This window comes from Mycobacterium sp. 852002-40037_SCH5390672 (assembly GCF_001665875.1).
Classification (GTDB): domain Bacteria; phylum Actinomycetota; class Actinomycetes; order Mycobacteriales; family Mycobacteriaceae; genus Mycobacterium.
Genome location: NZ_LZTA01000045.1, coordinates 23,046 through 47,041 on the forward strand (window position 1 = coordinate 23,046; position 23,996 = coordinate 47,041).

Here is a 23,996-nt window from a genome sequence, read left to right on the forward strand (position 1 = left end):
GTGTTGAGGTGGTATGCCACGCGCATGTTATCGAAATTGACACTCATGAAACCGCTGGTTGTTGCCGGGGCTGTCGCTGCGGCTATCGCCGCCGCTCCCGCGGCCGCTGCTGACGTCTACGTCGCCGGACCAGCCGCCAACTCCCCCGCCCCGACCCACGTCACCTTCAAGGACGACCCGGGCGGCGGCGGCTGCGACGCCAATGGAAACTGCGGCTCGGGCGGCCAGTTCAACGGCCCCGGCGGTGGTCCGGGCGGCCAGGGTTGCGTCCCGGGCGTCGGCTGCGGCTCCGGAGGGCAGAACGCCGGCCCGGGTGGTATCCCGGGAGGCACCGGCTGTCTGCCCGGTGTGGGCTGCGGTTCCGGCCACGCGTAACCCCTCGACCCGTCAGCCTCCCGAGAGCCTGGTGATCCAGGCCCGGGAGGCTGCTGGGTCTATGACGTCGTCCAGTTCGAACGTGGTGGCCGCCCGCAGCGCCTTGCCGTGCTCGTAGGCCGCGGCCACCAGGCGATCGAACAGGTCTTGCCGCTCGGCGGGATCCTCCACGGCGGCCAGCTCCTTGCTGTACCCGAGGCGCACCGCGCCTTCCAGTCCCATGCCACCGATCTCGCCGGTCGGCCAGGCGATCGTGAATTGCGGCGCACCGAACGAACCGCCGGCCATCGCCATCGCACCGAGCCCGTAACCCTTGCGCAGGATGATCATTCCCAGCGGCACCGTCAGCCGGGCGCCCAGGACGAACATCCGGCCGAAGCGGCGGACAGCCGCGTCCTTCTCCGCGTCCGGCCCGACCATGAAGCCCGGGGTGTCGCACAGCGAGATCACCGGCAGACCAAACGCTTGACACAAGGCGAGGAAGTCGCCGGTCTTGTCGGCCGCCTCGGCATCGATCGCGCCGCCCAGGTGGTGAGTGCTGTTAGCGATCAGCCCGTACGGCACTCCTTCGACGCGAACCAGCGCGGTGACGATTCCCACGCCGTAGTCCGTCCGCAGCTCCAGCACCGAGCCGACGTCGACGATCGCCTCGATCGCCCGGTGCACGTCGTAGGCGCGTAACCGGTTCTGCGGCACTACATGCCGGGCCAGCCGCGGGTCGGGTGCCGTCCAGTGGCTCAGGGTGCCCTGAAAGTACGACAGGTATTGCTTGGCCAGTGCGACCGCATGCGCCTCATCCCGGGCGACCAGGCCGACCACCCCGTTGCGGCGTTGCACGCCGATGGGCCCGATCGCCTCCGGCGGATACACGCCCAGCCCGCCGCCCTCGATCATCGCCGGCCCGCCCATCCCGATGTTGGCGTCCGGCGTTGCGATGATCACGTCGCACACCCCGGCCAGCGCCGCGTTGCCGGCGAAGCAACGGCCCGAGACGATCGACACCAGCGGCACCTCCCCACTTAATCCCGCGAGCATCCGGAAGGTCGGCACGTCCAGCCCGGCGGCACCACCGACGTCGGTATCCCCCGGCCGGCCCCCGCCACCCTCGGCGAAGAGCACGACCGGCAACCGCCGTCGCGCGGCGAGCTCGAACACGCGGTCGGTCTTGGCGTGGTTGCGCATGCCCTGCGTACCGGCCAGCACGGTGTAGTCGTAGGACACCACCACCGCCTGCGCCGCGGTCGGGCCGAACCGGTCCGCGCCGATGGTGGCCAGCCCGGCGACCAGCCCGTCGGCCGGGGTGTTGACGATCAAGTCCTCTTCCGAGCGACGGCTGCGCTGCGCCGCAATGGCCAGCGCACCGTATTCGACGAAGCTGTCGGGATCGACGAGGTCGGCGATGTTCTCCCGCGCGGTACGGCGGCCCCGGTTGTGCCGCTTGGCAACGGCGGCCTGGCGACCCTCGTCGAGGGTCAGGGCGTGACGGTGCACGACTTCGTCGAGATCGGCACGCGGACGATCGGGATCCATTGCCGCCGTGAAGGACTCGTCGTCCGCAGCCGACGCCGTGCGGGTGAAGACCAGCAGCGGATCACCGGTCCCGACCACCTGCCCGGGCGTGACCAGAATCCGGACGGTCCGCAGCGCGTCCGGCGCGACGAGCACGTGCTGCATCTTCATCGCTTCCAGGACAACCAGCTGGCCGCCCGCGGCGTATTCGGCTCCCTCGGGCGCCACCTCGACCACGGTGCCGGCCAACTGCGCGCGCAGCGCGTCCTCGCCGGGATAGAGCTCTACCGCCGCCATCCGCGGTTCTTGCTGGTGAGCCAGCGCGGCTTGGACCAACTCGGGAAGCTTATCATCGAGGAAATCGATGCTCACCCAACCGGATTCGATACGATCGTCGGTCAGCAACTCGCGCAGGAATTCGATGTTTGTGTGGACGCCCTCGATGCTGAACTCGGCCAGGGCGCTGCGGGCCTTGCGCACGGCCGCCGGCCACGATGATCCGTGCACTTTGACGATGAGTTTGGCCAACAGCGAGTCGTACTGGGGGCTTATCGCCAATCCCGCCCGGCCGTGCGTGTCGACGCGCACGCCGGGGCCGCTGGGTGGGGAAAACCCGGTGAGCGTGCCCGCCGAGGGGACGACGGAGAAGTCGGGCCCGAAGGTCTCCGTGTTGACCCGGAGCTGAACGGCGATGCCGCGGCGGGCGGCCGGCTCACCGATGACTTCCAGTCCGTCGGAGGCGATTCCGGAGGCCAGGCCCAGCTGGTAGAAGGATGCGCCACCGGCGATGGCCAGCTGGACCGCGACCAGGTCGAGCCCGGTGGTTTCCTCGGTGACGGTGTGTTCGACCTGGATGCGTGGGTTGACCTCGAGGAAGACGAATTCCTCGCCGGTGACCAGGAATTCGACGGTGGCCAGCCCGCGCAGGCCCACGCGGGCGCACAACCGCACCGCCGCCTGGTGCAAGGCGCGGCGCAGGTCATCCGAAAGTCCTTGGGCGGGGCCGACTTCGACCAGCTTCTGGTAGCGCCGCTGGATGCTGCAGTCGCGGTCGCCGACCGCGTGTGCGTGTGTTTGGTGCCCGGCCGGCGCCGACACGACCTGCACCTCGATGTGGCGGGCGTCGGTGAGCAGCGCCTCGGCGAACAGTGCGCGATCACCGAAGCCCAGCTGGGCTTCGGCGGCGCAACGCTGGTAGGCAGCGTCGATCTGATCGGCGCTGCGCACCTTGCGCATTCCGCGCCCTCCACCGCCGGCGAGGGCCTTGATCATGATGCCGCCTCCGTGGGCGGCGAAGAATGCCTTGATGTCCTCGACGCTGCTTGGGCCGTCGGTCGCGGGCAGCACTGGCACCCCGGCGGCAATCGCCGCGCCGCGGGCCGAGGTTTTGTTGCCGAGCAGCTCCAGCACCCGTGCGTCGGGACCGACAAATGTGTATCCGCCGGCCGCGCAGGCGTTGGCGAATTGGGCGTTCTCGCTGAGGAAGCCGTAACCGGGGTGAATCAGTTCCGCACCGGAGCTTTTCGCCGCCGCCAGCACGGCGGCCTGGTCCAGATAGGCTCGCGGGCCGGTGCCCGGCAGGCCGATCGCCTCGTCAGCCGCGTGCACATGTGGGGTCTCCGCATCGTCTTCGGCATAGACCGCGATGGTTCGTATGCCCAATTCGGTTGCCGTGCGGATGATTCGAAGTGCGATCTCGCCGCGGTTGGCGACCAGCAGACTCGCGTTCATCGCAGCGGCTCGCCCCACTGGACCTGCTCGCGGAGTCTGGCCTTGAGCAGTTTGCCGCCGGCATTGCGCGGCAGCGCGTGAGCGACCACTGTGACGTATTGCGGCACTTTGAAGTCGGCCAGCCGGCCGCGGCAGTGGTCGAGCACCGTCGGCACGTCGATCTCGTCGTCACCGCCGAACAGCACCGCTCCCACCTTCTCCCCCATGACCTCGTCGGAAACGCCCAGCACGCAGGCGTCGGCCACATGAGGCGCCGCCAGCAGCACTGCCTCCACCTCGACGCTGGAGACGTTCTCACCACCGCGGTTGATGATGTCCTTGAGCCGGTCGACGATGTGCACGCGGCCGGCGTCGTCGACCCGCACCACGTCGCCGGTGTGCAGCCAGCCGTCCGCGAACGTCGTGGCGGTGGCCTCCGGCCGGTTCCAGTAGCCGGTGGTCACATTGGCGCCCCGCGCGACCAGCTCACCCTCGCCGGGGTCGTCGCCGAACGGGATCACCCCGAGGTCCACCGACGGGACCGCATACCCGACGGAGTCCGCATGCTCGACGGCCTCGCCGTCGGGCAGCACCGTCATCAGTGACGCCGTCTCGGTCATGCCATAGCCGTTGAACACCGTGGCGTGGCCGAACGCGTTCTTCACCGACCGCACCAACGACGGGGCGATCGGCGCCCCGCCATAGCCCACCCACCGCACGCCGGAAGTATCCAGCGCGACAAAACCGCTGTGCCGCAACAACAACGAGTAGATCGCCGGGACGGTGACCATCACCGAAATGCGCTCGGCGGTCAGCGCCGTGAGCAACGCGTCCAGGTTCAGCGCGGGCATGATCACCGACGCTCCCCCGAGCCGGGCAGCGGCCAGCAGCTGGGTGTTGCAACCGGTCACGTGGAACAGCGGCACCGAGATCAGCGTGCGCATCGCCTCGCCGAGGTCTCGGGGCTGTTGCAGACAGCGGATCGCGTTCTCGGTGTTGGTCAGGAACGCCTCGTGCGTGGTCGGCACGCCCTTGGGGTGTCCGGTGGTGCCCGAGGTGTAGAACAGGGCGGCGGTGTCGGTGCGGCCGAGTTGCCCGGTGACGTACGGCTGCCCGTCGGGCAGCGCAGAGCCCGGCGCCAGATCGACCCGCGCACCGGAATCGGACAGCACGAACTCGACCTCGGGTTGCGCCGATCGTGTATTGACCGCCACCGCAACGCCACCCGCCATCACGGTGCCCCAAAACGCCAGCGCCCAGTCGATCCCGGCGGGGTAACGCAGCGCGACGCGGTCGCCGCGTCGCAGGCCGCCCGCGCGCAGCCCACCGGCCACCCGCGCCGCACGGTCCCAGAGCTGCCGGTAGGTCAGCCGGCCGGCGCCCAGCTCGACCAGGGCCTCGCTGTCCGGACGGGCGTCGACCTGGCCGGCGAGCATGTCCAGCAGGGTGCCGGGCAGCTCGTCGTAGCGCGGTATGCCGTCGCGGTCGCGGGACACGCCGGTCATCGGGAACGGGTTGTGGCCGCGCGGAACTTCGATCACTGGAGGCATGCCCGGTCCTTACTATCGGTGTGTCCTATCGTGATAGCGGTGACGATCGAGGATTCCGCCATCATGCCCGAGGCGTTTTTCACCGTCGACGGCGACACCTATGTTCCGGGCACGATGACGCAGGGGCCGTGGGGCGCGACGATGGGCGGCCAGATCGTCGGGGGCCTGTTGGGTTGGGGCATAGAGCAATCCGGCGTCGATCCGGACCTGCAGCCCGCCCGTTTCACGGTTGACCTGTTGCGCCCGGCCCTGATGGAGCCGGTGCGGATCCAGACCTCGGTGCAACGGGAGGGCCGGCGCATCAAGCTGGTCGACGCCAGCCTGGTCCAGAACGGCACGGTCGTCGCCCGGGCCAGCGCGCTGTTCCTGCGCCGCGGTGAGCATCCCGAAGGCCAGGTGTGGTCGGCCCCCGCGCAGATGCCGCCGCTTCCGACGTCCTTCGACGGCTTTCCGGCCGAGATGCCATTTCTGATCTGGGGGTATGGGGCCACGTTGCAAGGCAGTCCCGGAATTGCCGCCGGCGAATGGGAGCAGACCCATTCCCAGAAGTTCGCCTGGGCCCGGCTGTTTCGTCCGATGGTGCACGGCCACCCGCTCACACCGTTCGCCCGCCTGGCCTTCGTCGGTGACATCACCAGTTCCCTCACCCATTGGGGCACCGGCGGATTGCGTTACATCAACGCCGACTACACCGTCACCGCGAGCCGGCTGCCCGACGGTGAATTCCTCGGGCTGGCCGCCCAAAGCCACTACGGCACAGCGGGGGTCGCCACCGGCGCCGCGACCCTGTTCGACCGGCACGGACCGATCGGCACCAGCTCGGCGCTGGCCCTGGCCCAACCGGCCGACGCCTTCAAGCCGACCTACGCCTAAACCATCAGCATCGCGGGCGTGCGTGCGCCGGGCTGTGAACCTCGGATCGCGCCCGGTATTGGGCTATGCTGCTGTGCACTACCCGCCGAACGGAACTGCACAGTCCCGCAGCGGGGACCGTCACCGCGGTGGGTGGACATTTCCCTTGGAGGGGAACCGCCATGCACGTGCGCTCCGACTCGCGATCCCCCTGCAGCGCCATCCGGCGGACGGCGCCCACCACTGAGTGCCCTGCGCCGTGACCACTCCGGTACTGGACCTCGGCGGCCGTGTGGCCAACCGACGCCAGGAGCTCACCGAACTGCGGACCGCGGTGGCAACGGCCGAACGGGTCAGCGGGGGATGCGTCCTGCTCAGCGGTGCCCCCGGGGTCGGCAAGTCGACGCTCATGCAGGCCTTCGGCGTCGAGATCTCCCGCCGCAACTGCGTTTTCGCCTACGGGAGGTGTAGGGACGGCGCGCCGGCTCCTTACTCGGCGTTGGCTGACGCGCTCAGCTCGGTTGTCCGCACCATGGAGGCCACCGGCCCGCCCGAACGCGATCGTTGGCGTGCCGATCTCGTCAGCGAGATGTCGGGTTTTGCGGGCGTCCTCACCGAACTCGTGCCCGTACTGGCGCTCGTGGTGGGCGAATCCTCGGATGATGCCGATCTCGATGCGGCGGATGCTCGCCGTCGCCTGCACCGTGCCGCCATCCGGCTGGTGTCGGCTACGGCGGCCTACCGCCCGGTGGTGCTGGCGATCGATGACCTGCAGTGGGCCGACCGAGACACGCTGCTGCTGTTGGCCGAGCTGTTGACGGTGTCGCTTCGCAACGTCCTGGTCGTCGGCGGGCACCGCGCGGGTGAGTTCGACGCGGGCGCGGGGGGCATCAAATCGGACAGCCTCCACACCATCGAGCTCGAACCGCTGGCCCTCGAAGACGTCGAGGAGCTGCTCGCCGACGTGTGCGGCCACAGCGTGGAGCTGGGCGACGTGGCCGCCGAGTTCCACCATCGGACCGGCGGCAACCCGCTGCAGGTCCGTCAGCTGCTGTACCGCGCGCAACGCGAAGGCGCGCTCGTCCCGGTCGGCCCCGGGGGCCAGCCGAGCTGGGATCTGCGTGTGCTCACATCGATCGAGGTCTCCGCCACGGCCGCCGAGTTCCTCGGCCGCTATCTCGACCAACTTCGCGCAGGCGACCGGGAGGTGTTGAGTTCGCTGTCGTGCATCGGTGGCGAGTTCGACCTCGACGACGCCACGGCAGCGGCCGCGCGGTCGCCCGACGTCGTGGCGCACGCGCTCTGGGCGTGCCTCGAGCTTCGCTTGCTCGAGGCCCTCGACGGCGGCGGTCAGCGGATCACCAACGCGATCAGCCGCGATGCCCGCTACCGGTTCAGCCACGACCGGGTGGCCGAGGCAGCGCGCGCGCAACTGTCCGCCGACGACATGCGCGCCATTCACCTGCGCGTGGGCCGACGGCTCGTCGCGTTGGGCGACGATCGGTTGTTCGAAGCCGCCCGCCACGTGGGTATCGGCGGCATGGGGCTGGCCGACGACGCAGAACGCACCACGTTCGTCGAGGTGGTACGGCGGGCGGCGCGAAAGGCTCGAGCGCAGGCCTCGTTCCCGCTGGCCCTCGGGTACTGCCGGAACGCCTTGGATCTGCTCGGTGACCGACGTTGGGCCGCACATTTTGCGCTGACCCGGGAGCTCCAGCTCGACGCCGCCGACGCCGCATTGCTGGTCGGCGACGTGCCGGCGCTCAATGCACTACTCGACGAGGCCGAGGAGTTCCTGCCTGAGCCCCCGGACCGCGCACAACTCGCTTACCTGCGGCTCAAAGGGCGGGTCGCAGAGAACCGTCTGCAGGAGGCGCTCGAGATCGGGCTGCAAGCGCTCGCCGAGCTCGGCGAAAGGGTGCCCTCCGATGCAGGCAAGCCACGCATGGGCAACGCGATCGTCCGGATGCGGCTGACGATGCGCCGCTGGAGCACCGAGCGGCTGCTGGCATTGCCGCAGTGCGATGACCAGAAGGTCATCGCACTGCACCGGATTCTTGTCGAACTGTGCAGCATGGCGGTCCTCGTCCGGCCCAACCTCTTGCCCCTGCTGGTGCGCAAGCAACTTGATCTCACGTTGGCCTACGGGCACACGCCGTCCTCGCCGCTGGTCGTTGCCGCCTACGGAATTGTCCTCGTGCTGGCCGGTGACCACGCGGGCGGGCAGCGCTTCGGCGAGGTAGGCATGCTGCTTGCGGAGCGTCCGGAATACCGGGAGACGCGGCCGCAAACGGTCTTCATGCACCTGGGCTACATCCACCACTGGCGACACCCCCTGCGCGACGGCTTGGGCGAGCTTCGCGACAGCGCGGTAGAGGCACTCGACCAGGGCGACCAGGAATACGCCGGATACCTGGTCGCGGTCCTGCTCTCCCAGTCATTCTGGGCCGGCCGGCCGCTCGCGGAGATCGACGCCCTGGCCAGCTCGCTGATCCCGCACATTCGTTCCCAGTCCGTGCCCAGCGCTCTGTGCCAGGCCACACACCAGTTCTGCCTCAACCTGATGGGCCGGAGCGCCGATCCCTTTCTCCTCGCCGGCGAGAGCGGCTACGACGAGCGAGACGTCCTGGAGGCGGCGCGCCGTGAGGGCGACGAGGTGGCGCTGAGCGCGGCCGCGGCCCGGCAGCAGGGCCTGCACTTCTGGTGCGGCGACTACGCCGGCGCGCTCGCCGCCACGCCGGAGGCGATGGAGCATCTCGGCGGTCTCGCGGGCACCGCGATCTCACAACTCATCTACCTGATCGGCGCCCTGAGCATGATCCAGCAGGCGCCCCGGGATCGCTCGACGGCCCACTTGGTACACCAGGCGTTGGCGCTGCATCGCAAGTGGGCCGCCGGCGCACCGGAAAATTACGCGGCACCGCACGAACTGATCCAGGGAGCGTGGGCACGAGCGCGCGGACACCACGTCAAGGCCGAGCGCTACCTGCACCAGGCGATCGAGCTCGCCGAGGAAAGTCAGCTTCCGATGATCAGTGCATACGCCCACGAGGAAGCCGCCGCACTCTACGCCGACCTCGGACGAACGAGGCTGCGCGAACACATGCTGCGGTCGGCCTTCCAGCGTTGGCTGAATTTGGGTTTCGCGGTGCGTACGGACCGGCTCGCGCGGGAGCATCCCTGGCTACTCAGGCGCGACCTCACGACGGGTTCGACCGGGATCGACCCGGTCGGAGCGCATCAGCTCCTGCGCGCGCTGTCGGGGGCGCCGAATCAGGAAGGCTTGGCCAACATCATCCTGGGGTCGGTGGCGGACACCACGGGAGCGGGCCGCGTACTGCTCCTCACCGGCGAAGCCGAGAATCTGTCGGTCCGGGCCATCCAGGATCACGGGCGCATTTCGATTGTCGAGGGGCCGTGGACCGAAGTTGCCTACGACAGGGACATTGTGCGCCGCGTGCTGGACGGTGGATCGCCGGTCATCGTCGCCGCCGAGCATCAGGCGCCGTCCATACTCGCCGCTCCGATCAGGGTGCACAACAGGACAATTGGCGTCATTTACGCCGAGCAGGACGAGTCCGGCAGACACTTCGGGGCCGATCACGAGCAGGCGCTTGCCTTCCTGTGCGCCCAGGCCGCCGCGCCCCTGTGGAACTTCCAACTCGAGGCACGACTACGCGCCGCCGACGAATACCGACAGTCCCTCATCGACGTGCAATCGAGATTTGTGCCCAACGAACTGCTGCGCATCCTCGACATCGATGACCTTCGCCGCGTTCGCAGCGGCTACCGGGTCGAACGCGAGATGACGGTACTCATCAGCGACATCCGCGGTTACACAACGATGATCGAGGACATGGACGTCGCCGAGGCGGGCAACTTGGCGATGGGCTTTCTACGTGCCGTCGAGCTCCCGATCATCAGCTACAACGGCATGATTCAAGACGTACGCGGGGACGAAATCGTCGCCGTGTTCGAGTCCGAGCCCGACGCCGTTCGGGCGGGACTGGCCATGCTGCGCTCCTTGCATGAGCACAACCAGGAGCGCAAGGCACTGGGCTCCGAGGAGCTGCGGGCGGGCATCGGCATCAATACCGGCGCCGTGGCAGTTGGGCTCGTCGGCGGTGTGAACCGCATGGTGCTCACCATCATCGGGGACGCGGTGAACCTGGCTGCGCGCATCGAGAGCACCAATAAGCGCTACGGCTCCGCCCTGCTCATCTCCGATAACACGCATAAGCGCATCGCTGCGTCGGAGCAGTTCAACGTCCGTCGCATGGAGCGCGTCATGGTGGTCAATCGACGTCGGCCGGTGACGATTTACGAAGTGTACGACGAGGATTCGGCTCCACTTCGCGCCGCGAAGCATGCGGCGCAGCCCGCGTTCGATGAGGCCTTTGCACTTTTCGACGCGGGCGACGTCGATGGGGCGCGCGCTGCCTTCGAACGATGCCGCGAGCTGCTGCCCGACGACCCCGTCGCACCGCTGCATCTGGCGCACTGCGACGCGGTGGCGCGCGGTGAGATGACCCCTGGTCAAGACGTAGCACTCCTGAACAAGTAATCCACTACTCCACTTTTGAAAGTTTGGTGAACTGATTGCGCGCGTGTGGTATTTGTCACATGATTTGTACCGACAGCCGGGGGCGGTCAAGGAGCGACAGCCATGTACCTGAGTGCAGAGCGGTTGGCCCTTGCCAACCAAGCAGTCAAAGACACGTTCGAGCAGTGCAGCGTTGCCTGGCAAGTCATCCCGCACTGGGATACCCGCAACCCCAGCCAGACGATGGTGCCCAACGACAACGTGAAGAATCCTCAGATCCTGTCGCTCACACCACCGGTCACCGTCCCCTTCACCGCGACTCTCGCCGAAGCGATAGCGCCGACGCCCGACGTGCTGCTCGCGAGCGTGATCGCTAACACCGTGACACTTGCCGCGGACGTCGATGACGCGGTGTTCACGACGCTTCGTAAAGGCGGGCCCAATACGGAGCAGATTGCCGGCGCGGCAACCACCCAGGAAATCCTCGACGCGCTCATCGCGGCCCGGGCGGACGTCGAAACTGGTGGGTACCGCGCGCCGTCGTGTCTCATCACGAACACTGGCGGGCTCCAGGAACTCACCAAGATCACGGCCAGTGGGTATCCCGGCACCGATGTGCTGCTGCCTCCGGCGAATATCAACTCGCTACAGCGCGTCGCGGTGCTTGAGAAGCCTGTACCCGCCAAGAAACCCGCCTTGGCATATCTGCTCGGCCGTCGCCAGCGGATCGCGCCCACAGGCGCGGCGGACGCGCAACCGGGTGAGGAAGCGTTGGACCTCGCCGTCAACATCCCGCCCAGCTTGGAGGTCGTCGGGGAAGCACTCCCGGGATCCCCCAACTCAATCCAACTCATCGTCCGCATCGGGTACGCGTTACGGGTCAAGGATTTGAGCGGATACGTCGTCATCCTTAATCCATAATGACGTCGACCTTGCCTCACGCGCGCCCGCTCCCGGTGCAGTCGGCCACTCTCGAGGAGTATCTCGAGCTGTGCAAGGAGGCCTGTGACGGCGAGATCGACCGGCTGTACGGCCCCGGGGAGCGCGGGTCCAACGCTCTCTACGACCTGATCCTCGACTACCCGCTGCGCGGCGGGAAGGCGCTGCGGCCGGCGCTGAGCATCGCTACCTGCCTCGGCCTCGGCGGCCACCTCGAGGCAATACTCCCTACCGCCGCGACCCTCGAGCTCTACCACAACGCATTCCTCATCCACGACGACATCGAGGACGAATCCTGGTGGCGGCGCGGCAAACCCACGCTGCACATCGACCACGGCGTGCCGATCGCCGTCAATGTCGGCGACGCCATGCTGTCGCTGTCGCTGCAACCGCTGCTGGACAACGTCGAGCGGGTGGGGCTCGGACCCGCCCTGCGCATCCTGCGAGCCATCGCCAAGATGACGCGGATGACCGTCGACGGCCAGGGGCTGGAACTCGAGTGGGTCCGATCCAACACCTGGCAGCTCAACGACGCCGACTACCTGAGGATGGTGGAGCTCAAGACCAGCTGGTACACGTTCATCACCCCGCTGCAGGCAGGCGCGATCGCGGCCGGCGCCGGACCCGAGCGGATGGCCCCCTTGGAGTCCCTCGGCCGGCACCTCGGCGCGGCCTTTCAGATCACCGACGACCTACTGAACTTGCGGGCGGATCCGCAGGAGTACGGCAAGGAGATCGGCGGCGACATCTGGGAGGGCAAGCGGACCCTGATGCTGTTGCACACCTTGCGATGCGCCGAGCCGAACGACCAGGAACGCGCCGTGGCGATCCTGGCCAAGCGGCGACCGGGACCCGACGGAGAGTTAGAGCTGACCCAGTTGCTGGATCGACTTACCCTTTGCGGGCAACTGTCTCAGTCGGGCCGGGCCCAAATCCAGGATCGGCTGCAGGGACATCACCCTTCGGAGTCCAAGAACCTCAACGACATTCGATGGATCTACGATCTGATGCATCGAGCCGGTTCGCTTAAGCACGCCCGCAATGTTGCCGCCGAGCATGCCCGGAAGGCGGCCGCCGCGCTCGCCGGTCTCGACTGGTTCCCCCGCAGTCGCCATCGAGACGTGCTGGCCGACCTGGTGGACTACGTGCACGGGCGGGCCCGATGAACCCCGAATCCTTGATCGGCATGCTGGCGGAGCTGGAGCGGATTCGCGAGCTCACTCTTGACCTCATCGACCGGGAGACCCCGCAGCTGCGCCCGACGCCGCCGGAAGAAGCCAGCGGGACGGAGCGAACCGCTTTCGAGTTGCTTGTCGGCGCGCGGCGCGCGGTGCTGGGCAACCCCGCGGCCGCTCGCCGGCTGCACGACCTACTTGTTGCCGAAGGCCGCCGCTACGCAGCCACCCCACGCGGGGCGCGGCTGCGCGACACATTGGTCGCTTCCGAAGCCGTCGAGAACCTGCGGCGTGTCTGGGAGATGGTGAGCCTCAACGTTCTTGACGGCCCCGCACCGCCCAACGCCGTCCCCGATGCCTGGGCGGATCTGCTGGCCGACGTTGTCATGGGGCGTGGCCTCGACGATTCCATCCTGGTTCGCCTGCGTCCCGAGGGGTTCGCATGACGCTCACAGATCCTCGCGAAGCTCTCGCCGACCAGAGCAATTTCATCGGCTACCTGGTCGGCCTCGCCGGCGTGGCCCAACTGGTTCACACCCTGGCCGGCGGCGACCGCCGATCCGACACGAGCCGCGGCCCAGATGACTTCGTGCACGTCCTGCTCGGGCTCGCGAGCCTCGGTGCGGCGATCGAGCGACTCGCCAATCCGACTACGGCACAGTGGAATCCGACTGACCCGGCAGTCGTACCGACCACGCGGTGGCTAAGATGAGTGCGCTGCTCGCACGCAACGACTTCCTCCGCGCGCCGGTGCTGGCCACTGCCCGCCCCACGGGTTTCAAGGAGTGGCACCACTTCGTGGTCCACGGACGCGACCGGCGGCTCTTGATCAACTTCAGCCTCAACAATGAAGAGTTCCGCGCGAATGAAATCCGGCTTGCGCCACGCGTCATCGTGATCGCTCACGACGAGAACTGGACCGGCGCCATCGAGCGGTTCGACGAGCGCGCCCTGAACGTCTCGGCCGACCTGGGTGAACTGACGATCGGCGGCAGCCGGATGACCGTACTACCCGACGGCTACCGCGTCGCAATCGACCTGCCCGACAAGGACATTCGGGGTGAACTGCACTTCACCTCGGCGAGCCGCCCGTTCGTGGTCCGTAACCAGCCGCTGGGGGACGGCCGGATCAGCTGGCTTTTCGTGCCGAGGCTGCGCGCCGAAGGATGGCTACGTATCGGCGGTCGAGAACACCGTGTGGAAGACGACCTTGCCTATCACGACCACAACTGGGGACGGTTCCGGTGGGGTGACGACTTCGGCTGGACGTGGGGCACCATCTTGCCCACCGAAGCCGGAAACCCCTGGTCGATGGTCTTCCTGCAGACCACCGACCGGAGCCGGCTGCGTTGCCTGTCCCAAGCGCTCTACGTGTGGCACCACGATGAGCCCGCCGCGATATTCCGGCACGCGGCGGTGCGGACGCGCTCGGACGGCCGCCTCGCCCGCGCGGCCGATTGCACCTTGCCGCCCCCGATGCGGCTGCTGCTGGACGGCGAGGTGCCGGGCGTTCCGGCCCGGATGGATATCACCGCGACACGGGCAGGCGACGCGGTGCATGCCGAGTTCCGCTCGCTTTCTTATGCCCGCCTGGCGCAGCCGAGCGAGGCGTTCCTGGACCGATCGACTGTGCTGTGTGAAACAGGCGGTACCACCCGGGCGAGCGGCACGATCAACGGTGAACCCTTCGACTTTATCGGCACCGGTGTATTCGAGTTTCTTTATGGATGAAAGGGTTTCGTCGATATTGCGGCGCTCACTCGAGCACCTGGAGGACGAGGTGCCCGATAGTTACCGATCGCTGGTCGCAGCCCTGGGCCCGATGGTGGTCGAACTCGACGTCGACGGCGAGCTGTTTTCGTTGTGTGGTGGTACTCGACTTCGGGTGTCGGACGGTGCGGCGCGGCTGGCCGGTGCCCGGATCGCCACCTCGCGAGTCACCATCCTCGACCTGCTCGATGCCAGGGTGGGGCTTGGCGAGGCCGTGGAGATCGGCAAGGTGCGCGTACGAGGGACACTCGATGACGTCCAGCGTGCGCACGACGCGCTGCTGGCGTACGTGCACGCCGCGGTCCGGGCCTCGTCGCAGCCCACCCTCCTGTCCGAACTTCGTGCGGGGGCCCCATGTCCGAGCGCATAACGACGCCGGCGTCACAGCAACGGCGTCCCACAGTGGCGGTCCTCGGCGCCGGCATCGCCGGCCTCACCGCCGCTCACGAACTCGCGGAGCGCGGTTTCGTCGTCACGGTGTACGAGTCACGACAGGATGAACGCAACGGGTTGGGATCCGAACCGGCAGGAACCTACCCGCCGGTCAAACTCGGCGGCCTCGCCGCCTCTCAATATTCGACGGTGGGCACGCGCGACGGGAGCCAAGCCGAGCTGCGTCCCTTCCCGGGTCGGCGGGGCCAGCCGCGCAACCCGCGGCGAGCGGTTGCGGGCGAACATGGCTTTCGCTTCTTCCCGGCGTTCTACCTGCACATCTGGGACCTGTTCCAGCGCATCCCGGTCTATCAGCTCACGCAGGCGGCCGGCGGCCCGGCCAGCTGGACACCGACTTCACGCACTGTGTACGACAACGTTCGGCGGGTCATCACCAAGGGCACCACGGTGCATGGCCGGCCGTCCCTCGTGTTTCCGAGCGAACTCCCGCGCAGCCCCGCCGAGTTTTTCGGAATCCTCAGCGAACTCGCGACATTGGGCTTCACTCCCAGCGACGTCGGGACCTACCTGAGCAGGCTGCTGCACTACCTGTCCACCAGTCCGTTGCGTCGCGGGCGGGAACTGCAGAACGTGTCCGCCTACGATTTCCTGGTCGGACACGACCGCACGACCGGCATCAACAAGTTCTCCTATTCGCCGAGTTGCGACCAGCTGTTGCGTCAAATGCCAAGGATCCTGGTCGCTCTCGATTCGATCTGGGGCGACGCGCGCACCAACATGAGCACCTATCTGCAGCTGTACCTGAATATGGACCGCCGCGATAACAAGGCCGACGGGGTGCTCAACGGTCCCACCACCGAGTCGTGGCTAGACCACTGGCACCGCCACCTCGTCGCACTCGGCGTCGGCTTCGTCCACAAAACGGCGACTCGCCTCGACCCTCCGGCCCTCGACCCGGCTCAACCAGCCCATCGGCGGCCCCGCGTGCAGATCACGTTTGCCGACGGTACCCGGGCGGCTCCCGATTACACGGTCGTCGCCGTCGACGCCCCGGCAGCCGAATACATCACCACCGCCCTGCGCGCGGCGGGCACCGGCGGAACCGTGGGCAGGCTGGACGGTTTCACCACCATCCCTCCCCCACCCGACGGTCCACTGCAGCCCCAGACCACGAGGCCGCAGCACCGACGGAATCCCTACTCGATGGACGAGATGGGACGGGTGCCATGGGATCGGTTCCAAACGCTGTGCGGCATCCAGTACTACTTCGACACCGAATTTCAGTTGCTCCGCGGGCACATCTTGTTCACCGGCACCGAGTGGGCGCTGTCGTCGATCAACCAGTCTGGATTGTGGGAGAAGCGACCGATTCTGGACCGCGACGGCTGCATCTCGGTGCTCTCGGTCGATATCGGGGATTTCAACAGCCCCTCTTCTCACCTGGTCGACGCTTTCGGGCAGGGTAAGACGGCCCGCGACTGCACAGCCGACGAAATCGCCGCAGAGGTGTGGCGACAGATCATTTCCGCGCTCACGAGCTCCGCGGGATCCACCGGGGAAGAGGTCATGCCGTGGCCTGCGTGGTATGCGCTCGATCGCGGACTGGTCATGGCCACCGGACCCGGTCAGGGCCACGGCCCCGTGGTCCGCAACGAGTCGCCGTATCTCGTTCCGATCGTCGGAGACTGGAACAATCGGCCCGGCAGCGACCCGTGGAATCCGCACGGAACGTCGTGGACGACTACCCCGGACGAGGACGGGTGGCTCGAAGATCTCCAGCAGCGCAACGTCTGGCAGGCCCGCCATGGTGGCTACCAGGTGCACAACAATTCAGTGGTCTTCGCGGGCACGTGGAACAAGACATTCACCCGGGTGACATCGATGGAATCCGCGTGCGAGTCGGGACGACATGCGGTCAATGCCATTCTGGACCACTACATCTGGGTCGAATCGGGTGGTCTCGATCGCCGGGAGAAGACCCCGGCGCTCTACTGGGAGTTCCCGTACGGCTTCCTCGATCAAGGCCTGTCGAGTCCGATTCGGATGCCGACACCGGCCGGTGACTACTGCTACGTGTTCGACATCGAGAACCGCGAGCCGGCTGACACCCGCGCGCTCCGCACGCTCGACTCGAAACTCTGCGAGCGGTCGCTGCCGCATCCGTTGGACACACCGGCCGCGTTGTCGTTCGGCGCCCCTCCGTCCCCTATCCCGCACTAGCTGGAGGTCAACAAATGTCTATGCCTACAACGGATTACAACCAGCAGTTGCTCTGGTATCTCCAGAATTGGCGACGGCTTCTGGAGCAGTGGGCGGCCATGGCGGCCGGGTCACCATTCCCGACCGCGCCGCCCATGCTGCCCACCGCGCCCGCGGGAGGGCAGTTCATGCCGCCGTTCATGCCGTTCATGCCGTTCATGCCACCGATGCCGCCCATGCCGATGGGGCCGATAGGGCCGCCCACCGCCGCGGGGACGCCGGTGCCGCCCGCGCCGGCTGACTACACCCAGCAACTGTTCAGCTACCTCCAGGCGTGGCGCCAGTACCTCGAGCAGGCGACGGGGGCGAGTCCGGCCTGGCCGCAGGCATGGACCCCGCCTCCACCGACCGCGGTTCCTGCCACCGATGGCGGTAAAACCGGTCCGAACCGCCCGCCAAATGGGCCGATTCCGCCCGAAAACCCAAGCTGGAACACGGGCTTCCCCCAGAGCGACGACACTAAGAAATCCGACCCGATACCGCCGAAGCTGATAAACCGGCCGCCCTTCAGATCTGACCAGACTCAACTCACCGAGATCAATTTCGACCCGATAGCAACGCCGTTCGACCGTCCCGGCGAGCGATTCCACATGGCGGACCCGGCCGTCTTGACGGCTCGTCCCATAACCTCGCACCCCATGTCGGAAGCGACCGCCCACCCCGAAATGGGTTCGGCATTTCTCAGGACAATGCACAGCGTCGGGCCCGCTGCCTCGGCGCAGGTCGAGCCGGGCTTTCGGGAACACGGTGAAACGCCCTCGCCCTGAGCGGTTTTGGGCATCAATCCATCAGTTGGGCGGCGACGGTCGCCCCGAGCTCCCAGCACGCTTGGAGGTCTTCCTTGCTGGGTTTGCCCGAAACGATCACGGTCGCAGCGGCTTTGGACCAGCCCAGCCCGGTGGTGATGGTGTCGACGGCCCGCTCGGCGCCCTCGGTGCCCTCGTTGCCGTGCAGGTACAGCCCGAACGGTCGCCCACGAGTGGAGTCGAGCAGCTGGTAGTAGGCGCAGTCGAACGCGTGCTTGAGGGCGCCCGAGATGTAGCCGAGGTTGGCCGGGGTGCCCAGCAGGTAACCGTCGGCGGCCAGCATCTCGGCCGGCGAGACCGTCAACGCCGGGCGCCGCAGCAGTTCCACGCCCTCGATGTCGGGGTCGGTGGCACCCGAGACCACCGCCTCGAACATCTCGTGGGTGTGCGGCGACGGCGTGTGGTGCACGAGCAGCAGCGTCTTGCTCATTGGCGGCTCTGCAGGCTGAGTGCTGTCTTCATGGCCTCGCGGGCGCGGCGGCGATCCCCCGCATAGTCATAGGCTCGGGCGAGCCGATACCAGCGCCGCCAATCGTCGGGCTGGTCCTCCACTTCGGTGCGCACCGTGGCGAACAGTTCGTCGGCCGCCTCGCGCTGGATGCGGCCCGACGGCCGGCGCGGCAGCGCGCTGGTGTCCAGTTCCATTCCGTCGGCCGCGATCAGCCGGGCCAACTTCTGGTGAGCGAATCCGGCGCGCAACGTGGCGATCATCGCCCACAGCCCGACCACGGGCAGGATCAACACCGCCAGTCCCAGGCCGACGGCGGCGGGCCGGCCGGAGCCGATCATCGCGACGGCCACGCGCCCCAACAGCACGAAGTACACCAACAGCGCAACGCACATGAAGGCGACGAGCAATTGGATGCGCACGGCGCGGCCCGCGTCGCTCATTGCAGATCGAGCAGGGCCTCGAGACCCACGGTCAGGCCGGGGTGTTCCTTGATCCGACGCACCGCCAGCAGCACACCGGGCACGAACGAGGTCCGGTCCAGGCTGTCGTGGCGGATGGTCAGCGTCTCGCCCTCGGTGCCGAACAAGATCTCCTGATGAGCGACCAGCCCGGCCAGCCGCACCGAGTGCACCGGAATGCCGTCGACATCGGCGCCGCGCGCGCCCGGCAGACCGGTGCTGGTGGCATCGGGGTTGGGTGGCAAGCCTTTTCGCGACTCGGCGATCAGTTTCGCCGTGCGGGTCGCGGTGCCCGACGGGGCGTCGGCCTTGTGTGGGTGATGGAGCTCGATCACCTCGGCCGAGTCGAAGAAGGGCGCGGCCTGCTTGGCGAAGTGCATCGACAGCACCGCCCCGATCGCGAAGTTCGGCGCGATCAGCACCGACGTGCCGCGGCCGTCGGCGAGCCAGGTCTGTACCTGCTGCAGCCGCTCGGCGGTGAAGCCGGTGGTTCCCACGACGGCGTGAATTCCGTTGTCGATGACGAACTTCAGATTGTCCATCACCACGTCGGGGTGGGTGAAGTCGATGACGACTTCGGTGTTTCCCTCGGTCAGCAGGCTCATCGAATCGCCGGCATCCACTTCGGCCGACAAGCTCAGATCTTCGGCGGCCTGCACGCCGGCCACCATCGCCGATCCGACCTTGCCCTTGGCTCCCAGCACTCCTACCCGCATGGTCTTCACCCTAGACCGGGGCCTTTCTGCGTCGCGGCGTGCGTCGAGTTGCTTCATGACAACTCCAACATGGGTTTCTCGCCCCGATCAGGTGTGGACGAATAAGCCCGCTTCGGTGTAGGGAGCGCGTTGCTCGGGGTCGTTGATCGTGATGTACAGGTCGCCTGCCGTCGGCATAACGAAGCCGACGAATCCATGTGCGGTCTGCCCATCGTGAAGGCCGCCCGATTGCAGCGGGGGCATCTTCTGGAGCCTCTGGAAGTCGACCGCTAACGTTGCTGGCTGGGGCGCATCGCCGGGATGGGTCCACGGCTGATTGCCGCCGCCGTATCCGGCAAATACATGGGAGTGGTCGACCTGGAAGAACCGGTGGGACGTCGCGGTGATAGTCAGTTCCACCACGTTGCATGCGGAGCCAGGCGTCGGACTCGCAAAATGAGAGGCGCACCCCGGCGGTAACCACGTTGCGCTGTTGACAGTGATGTCGGCTGTCGCGCCGCTGGCCGCCCGCGCTTGGACGGGCACGCCCATCTGACCGATCGGGAACGGGGGACTCTCCGGCGTCGGGTCGGCCCAACCGGTGGGACACGAGCATGCGGCGATGGTCACGGCGACCGCGGCTGCCGCAATTACAAATCCCGCGCGCACCACGGGTGGTTACCCGCCGCGCTGCCACAAAAAACGCGGGACTATCTGACGTCCGCGTCAAGCCGATCCTGGCTTGGCCCGTTTGCTCAAGTGGCAGGAGCACGCTCACCAGCAGGCCTGCCGCCGCCGAGTGGTGCCCGGTTGCACGAACAGCGAATCCCGTTGCGGCTGAACTCGAATCGCACCAAAGACTATCGCCGTCCGTGTGGCCTCACTCCGACCGACCCCGTACTTCGGTGGCCGAGAAACCTACAGAGGGATGAGGGAGAGACCGGGCGCGTTGTCCACAGTTCGGGATTCATCCACAGCTGCACCGCGGTCCGTTTCCCGCGTCGTGCCGCGGACATAAAATTCGAACATGCATTCGATCGCAGTTCCGGCGGACGTGGCCGCCGCCCTGGACGCGCAGGACGCCGCCGACGCGGCGATCCGCAACCTGAACTTCGATGTGCTGAGCCCCGCCGTCCGGTTACGCGTGCTCGAACGGATGGAAGCCTCGCGCCGGCGACAGATTGCGCTGAGCCACGACGTGATTGCGGGCTTGGCGAAGGAAGATCCCGCCGGCATAGGCGGCCCGGTGCACAAAGTCGTCGCCGACTGGCTGCGGATCAGCTATGCCGAAGCGTGCCGCCGGCTTCGCGAGGCCAACGAGTTGTCTCCCCGCTTGACCCTGACCGGCCAGGAGCTACCGCCGCAGTTGCCGGCGACGGCCGTGGCGTGGCGAGACGGGCTGCTCGACGGTCAGCACCTACGTGTCATCCAAACGTTTGTCCAGGAGCTCCCGGAGTCGATACCCCCTGCCACGGTGGAGAACGCCGAGCGATTCCTGGCCGGACAAGCCCGGCAGCTGCGCCCCGATCAGCTGCAGAAGATCGCACACCAGTGCGCCCTGCGGATCAACCCCGACGGAAAGTTCTCCGACGTCGACCGCGCCCGCCGGCGTGGCTTCACCTGGTGCGGCCAGCGGCCCGACGGGATGAGCATCGCGAAGCTGGTTGCGTCTCCGGAGCTGCGCGCCAACCTCGATGCCTGGCTGTCCCGGTTCGCGGCCCCCGGCATGTGCAATCCGGACGATCAAACACCCTGCGTCGCAGGTGCACCCGATGACGAGAGCGCCAGGCGAGATCTGCGCACCCCCACGCAGCGCCAGCACGACGCACTCAACGCCCTGGTGCGCGGTCAGTTGGGTGATCCGAAACTCGGTCAGCACAACGGATTGCCGGTGACCGTCATCGTCTCGACCACGCTGCAGGACCTGACGTCGGGCGCCGGTAGGGCGGTCACCGGCGGCGGGACGCTGCTACCCATGCGCGATGTGATCCGGATGGCCCGCCACGCCTACCACTACCTCGCCGTGTTCGACGAGCATTCAAGCCGCCCACTGTATCTCGGCCGGTCGCGGCGCATTGCCACGCCGGACCAGCGCATCGTCTTGTACGCGCAGGACCGCGGTTGCACCCACCCGGGCTGCGACGCACCGGGCTATTGGTGCGAAGTGCACCATCTCGACGAGTGGGCCGCCGGCGGCACTACCGACGCGAACAACCTGACCTTCGCCTGCGTGCCACACCACAAGCTGGCCGAAAAGGGCTGGCGGACAAGGAGAACTTCCCAAGGCGGCACCGAGTGGATACCGCCGGCGCAGCTAGACCGCGGTGTGCACACCAACGACTTTCACCACCCAGAGCGTCTGTTCAGCGGCGGCGCGTCGCCGTGACCGCCCTACCTCTTGAACCGCCCGGCGAAACCGCGCAGCGGCAGGTCGGCGCTGGTGATCAGTCCCGGCGGCGCCGCAACCACCGACTTGATCGAAGCCAGTGCCGGCATGCCGGTGACGGTCATGCCGATGGAGGCGAAGTTGTCCGGGTTGGACAGGTCCACGCCGGGCTTCGGGAAGATCATGTGCTTGTTGTAGATGCACGGATCGCCCTGGATCTGAGTGATGTAGCAGCCCTTGATATTCCAGCTGGGATCGGTGTGCGGGGTCATCTGCCATTCCAGGTGCGTCTCGACCCGCGGCACGCCGTCGACCATGCCCTGGTACTTGATGTAGTTACCGCCCAGCGAACCCTTGGGCAGCGTGTACCAACCCAGGTCGACGTCCTTGGTGCATGCGCCCAGCTCGTAGCTGAACTTGACCTCGTCGAGCCGCAGGTCAAAACAGTCGGCCATCATGTACACGCTGTCGGCGAACACGCGAGTGTACTTTTCGAGCTTCGAGGGGATTTCGGGATCGTCAACCGGCTGGCCGTACCCCACCTCGATCCAGGTGTCCTTGGAATGGTGGCACGACACGTCGACCGATTCGATGGTGGTGACGTTCTCGATGTCGGCGACGTCGGCCGAGCACACCACGCCCAGGATCTGGTTCAGCCCCGGGTTCATTCCGGTGCCGTAAAACGTCGCGCCGCCCTTCTCGCAGGCCTCCGCCAGGAGCCGGCTCACCGGCTTGCCCGAGGGGTGCGGGTGGTTCTTGTCGCGGTGCCAGCCGGTGATCCAGTCGGCGGTGGTGACGACGTTGATGCCCGCCTCGAGCACTCTGACGTAGAGATCCTCGTCGGGGAACACCCCGTGGAACGTCAGCACGTCCGGCTTGGCGGCGATGATCTCCTCGACCGTCCCGGTGAACGCCACCCCGTTGCGCGCCAGGCCGGCGAACTCGCCGGTGTCCTTGCCGACCTTCTCCGGCGAATAGCAGTGCACGCCAACGAGTTCGATGTCCGGCTGGGTGGCGATCCGCTTGATCATCTCCGAGCCGACGTTTCCGCTTCCGACCTGAAAGACGCGAACGGGTGTTGTACTCATTGCCTTATTCCTTCCTGCGATGCGAACGCCCCGGGATAGAACTGCTTGGCCCACTGGCGAATTGCCGTGAAGCCCTCCTGCTCGTCGGGGGCAAGCGCCGGTGGATCGGAATACCGCTGGTGCCGCCAGATTTCGATGTCCTGCTCGAACTGCCGGATTACTTCTCGTCCGAATTCGGCCGCCTTGCGCTCGGCTCGGACGGGATCCATGCCTGGCGTCCGGCCGATGTAGACCATGAAGCGGACATCGGAGGTGGACTCGTCGACCGGGGTAACCGCCGATATGGTGCGGTTGTCGATCATGCCCCAGCTCTTGGTCACCGCGATTCCCAGACCGCCGTTGATGGCTTGGACGCCGCTGTTCACGTCCTCGATCTTTTGGCCGTCATCGCCCTCGAAGGTGATGGTGAAGTCGACGTAGGACACCGGCTCGGCGAAGTCGTGGCGGGTGAACACCGGCACGATCGGGGTGTTGTGCACATACTTGAAATGTGCGAAGTCCACGCCGTTTTCCAGCACGTATTGCGGGTGCAGTTCCAGGGTCTCCCGGTACAGCCGCTGCTGCGGATAGTAATCGTCCGCGCTGCTGCCGTCGTCGAATGCGGCGAACACGTCCGGCGCGTCGAAGTAGGGTTCGCGGCGTTCGAGGTCGTGCCAGATGTACACCGACGCGTTGCGCTCCACCACCGGGTAGGTGCGAATGCGCCGGCCGCGGTTGGGCCGATCCTGATACGGGATGCAGACGTTGCGGCCCTCCTGGCTCCATTGCCAGCCGTGGAACGGGCACTGCAGCGCCTCGCCGACGACCTTGCCGCCATAGGCCAGGTGTGCGCCCAGGTGTTCGCAGTAGGCGTTCATCACCGTGAGCACACCGGATTCGGCGCGCCAGGCGACCATCTCCTGGTCGAAGTACTTCATTTTGTGCACGTCCCCGACGCCGATCTCATCGGACCAGGCGACCTGGAACCAGCCGGTCGGTTTCATCGACAACGGTGGCTTAGCCATCGAGCCCTCCCCAGTGAGCTGCCTTCCCTCGGG

Annotated in this window: 18 protein-coding genes and 1 pseudogene; 11 read left to right on the forward strand and 8 right to left on the reverse strand. The window is 67.1% G+C overall.

Translation table 11 applies throughout. The features are described 5' to 3' along the window. Positions 1-45 precede the first annotated feature (45 nt). The gene (locus tag A5782_RS08075) at positions 46-375 is read left to right on the forward strand and encodes a hypothetical protein (RefSeq protein ID WP_007775027.1); all 330 of its coding nucleotides are present in this window, start codon (positions 46-48) and stop codon (positions 373-375) included. 12 nt (positions 376-387) lie between these two features. Here the strand turns inward: A5782_RS08075 and A5782_RS08080 are convergent, their stop codons facing one another. Next, the gene (locus A5782_RS08080; RefSeq protein ID WP_067097624.1) at positions 388-3,615 is read right to left on the reverse strand and encodes a carboxyl transferase domain-containing protein; all 3,228 of its coding nucleotides are present in this window, start codon (positions 3,613-3,615) and stop codon (positions 388-390) included. Then, positions 3,612-5,144 (reverse strand): class I adenylate-forming enzyme family protein, encoded by a 1,533-nt coding sequence (locus tag A5782_RS08085; protein ID WP_197694153.1) that lies wholly within the window; start codon positions 5,142-5,144, stop codon positions 3,612-3,614. Before A5782_RS08085 ends, A5782_RS08080 begins: the two co-directional genes overlap by 4 nt. A 39-nt stretch (positions 5,145-5,183) precedes the next feature. Here A5782_RS08085 and A5782_RS08090 point away from each other — a divergent pair, with 39 nt between their 5' ends. The 9 genes and pseudogenes from A5782_RS08090 to A5782_RS08130 all read left to right on the forward strand — a co-directional run. Then, complete coding sequence (locus tag A5782_RS08090; RefSeq protein WP_082942841.1) at positions 5,184-6,017, forward strand: thioesterase family protein; 834 nt, start codon at positions 5,184-5,186, stop codon at positions 6,015-6,017. 238 nt (positions 6,018-6,255) lie between these two features. Then, positions 6,256-10,560 carry an AAA family ATPase gene (locus A5782_RS08095; protein WP_156623853.1) on the forward strand — a complete coding sequence of 1,435 codons (4,305 nt, stop codon included), beginning with the start codon at positions 6,256-6,258 and terminating at the stop codon, positions 10,558-10,560. Positions 10,561-10,662: 102 nt separating this feature from the next. Continuing rightward, positions 10,663-11,460: a hypothetical protein gene (locus A5782_RS08100; RefSeq protein WP_067097629.1), complete on the forward strand. Its 798-nt coding sequence runs from the start codon at positions 10,663-10,665 to the stop codon at positions 11,458-11,460. Continuing rightward, the gene (locus A5782_RS08105) at positions 11,457-12,644 is read left to right on the forward strand and encodes a polyprenyl synthetase family protein (RefSeq protein ID WP_197694155.1); all 1,188 of its coding nucleotides are present in this window, start codon (positions 11,457-11,459) and stop codon (positions 12,642-12,644) included. Before A5782_RS08100 ends, A5782_RS08105 begins: the two co-directional genes overlap by 4 nt. Further along, positions 12,641-13,099, forward strand: a complete 459-nt coding sequence (locus A5782_RS08110) for a hypothetical protein (RefSeq protein ID WP_067097635.1) — start codon at positions 12,641-12,643, stop codon at positions 13,097-13,099. Before A5782_RS08105 ends, A5782_RS08110 begins: the two co-directional genes overlap by 4 nt. Further along, positions 13,096-13,365: a hypothetical protein gene (locus A5782_RS08115; RefSeq protein WP_067097638.1), complete on the forward strand. Its 270-nt coding sequence runs from the start codon at positions 13,096-13,098 to the stop codon at positions 13,363-13,365. The genes A5782_RS08110 and A5782_RS08115 overlap by 4 nt, the downstream gene beginning before the upstream one ends. Beyond that, a complete protein-coding gene (locus A5782_RS08120) occupies positions 13,362-14,384 on the forward strand; it encodes a hypothetical protein (RefSeq protein WP_067097640.1) in 1,023 nt (340 codons plus the stop codon). Before A5782_RS08115 ends, A5782_RS08120 begins: the two co-directional genes overlap by 4 nt. Then, a complete protein-coding gene (locus A5782_RS08125; RefSeq protein WP_067097643.1) occupies positions 14,377-14,793 on the forward strand; it encodes an SCP-2 sterol transfer family protein in 417 nt (138 codons plus the stop codon). Before A5782_RS08120 ends, A5782_RS08125 begins: the two co-directional genes overlap by 8 nt. Next, positions 14,778-17,581: pseudogene (locus A5782_RS08130) on the forward strand (FAD-dependent oxidoreductase); the annotation flags it as partial. The gene A5782_RS08125 and the pseudogene A5782_RS08130, both read left to right, overlap by 16 nt. A gap of 274 nt (positions 17,582-17,855) precedes the next feature. On the opposite strand, the gene A5782_RS08135 reads toward A5782_RS08130, so the two are convergent. From A5782_RS08135 to A5782_RS08150, 4 genes are all read right to left on the reverse strand, one after another. After that, positions 17,856-18,311: a flavodoxin family protein gene (locus tag A5782_RS08135; RefSeq protein ID WP_067097644.1), complete on the reverse strand. Its 456-nt coding sequence runs from the start codon at positions 18,309-18,311 to the stop codon at positions 17,856-17,858. After that, positions 18,308-18,772, reverse strand: a complete 465-nt coding sequence (locus A5782_RS08140; protein ID WP_067097646.1) for a hypothetical protein — start codon at positions 18,770-18,772, stop codon at positions 18,308-18,310. Before A5782_RS08140 ends, A5782_RS08135 begins: the two co-directional genes overlap by 4 nt. Then, positions 18,769-19,506: a 4-hydroxy-tetrahydrodipicolinate reductase gene (dapB, locus tag A5782_RS08145; protein ID WP_067097693.1), complete on the reverse strand. Its 738-nt coding sequence runs from the start codon at positions 19,504-19,506 to the stop codon at positions 18,769-18,771. Before dapB ends, A5782_RS08140 begins: the two co-directional genes overlap by 4 nt. Positions 19,507-19,593: 87 nt before the next feature. Next, positions 19,594-20,154 (reverse strand): hypothetical protein, encoded by a 561-nt coding sequence (locus A5782_RS08150; protein ID WP_067097695.1) that lies wholly within the window; start codon positions 20,152-20,154, stop codon positions 19,594-19,596. Positions 20,155-20,512: 358 nt separating this feature from the next. Here A5782_RS08150 and A5782_RS08155 point away from each other — a divergent pair, with 358 nt between their 5' ends. Beyond that, on the forward strand, positions 20,513-21,871 hold the full coding sequence (locus A5782_RS08155) for an HNH endonuclease signature motif containing protein (protein WP_067097649.1): 1,359 nt from the start codon (positions 20,513-20,515) through the stop codon (positions 21,869-21,871). Between the two features lie 5 nt (positions 21,872-21,876). On the opposite strand, the gene A5782_RS08160 is transcribed toward A5782_RS08155, so the two are convergent. Together A5782_RS08160 and A5782_RS08165 are read right to left on the reverse strand one after the other, a co-directional pair. Next, on the reverse strand, positions 21,877-22,959 hold the full coding sequence (locus tag A5782_RS08160) for a dihydrodipicolinate reductase (protein ID WP_067097652.1): 1,083 nt from the start codon (positions 22,957-22,959) through the stop codon (positions 21,877-21,879). Next, positions 22,956-23,963, reverse strand: a complete 1,008-nt coding sequence (locus tag A5782_RS08165; protein ID WP_067097655.1) for a Rieske 2Fe-2S domain-containing protein — start codon at positions 23,961-23,963, stop codon at positions 22,956-22,958. The genes A5782_RS08160 and A5782_RS08165 overlap by 4 nt, the downstream gene beginning before the upstream one ends. Between the last annotated feature and the right edge of the window lie 33 nt (positions 23,964-23,996).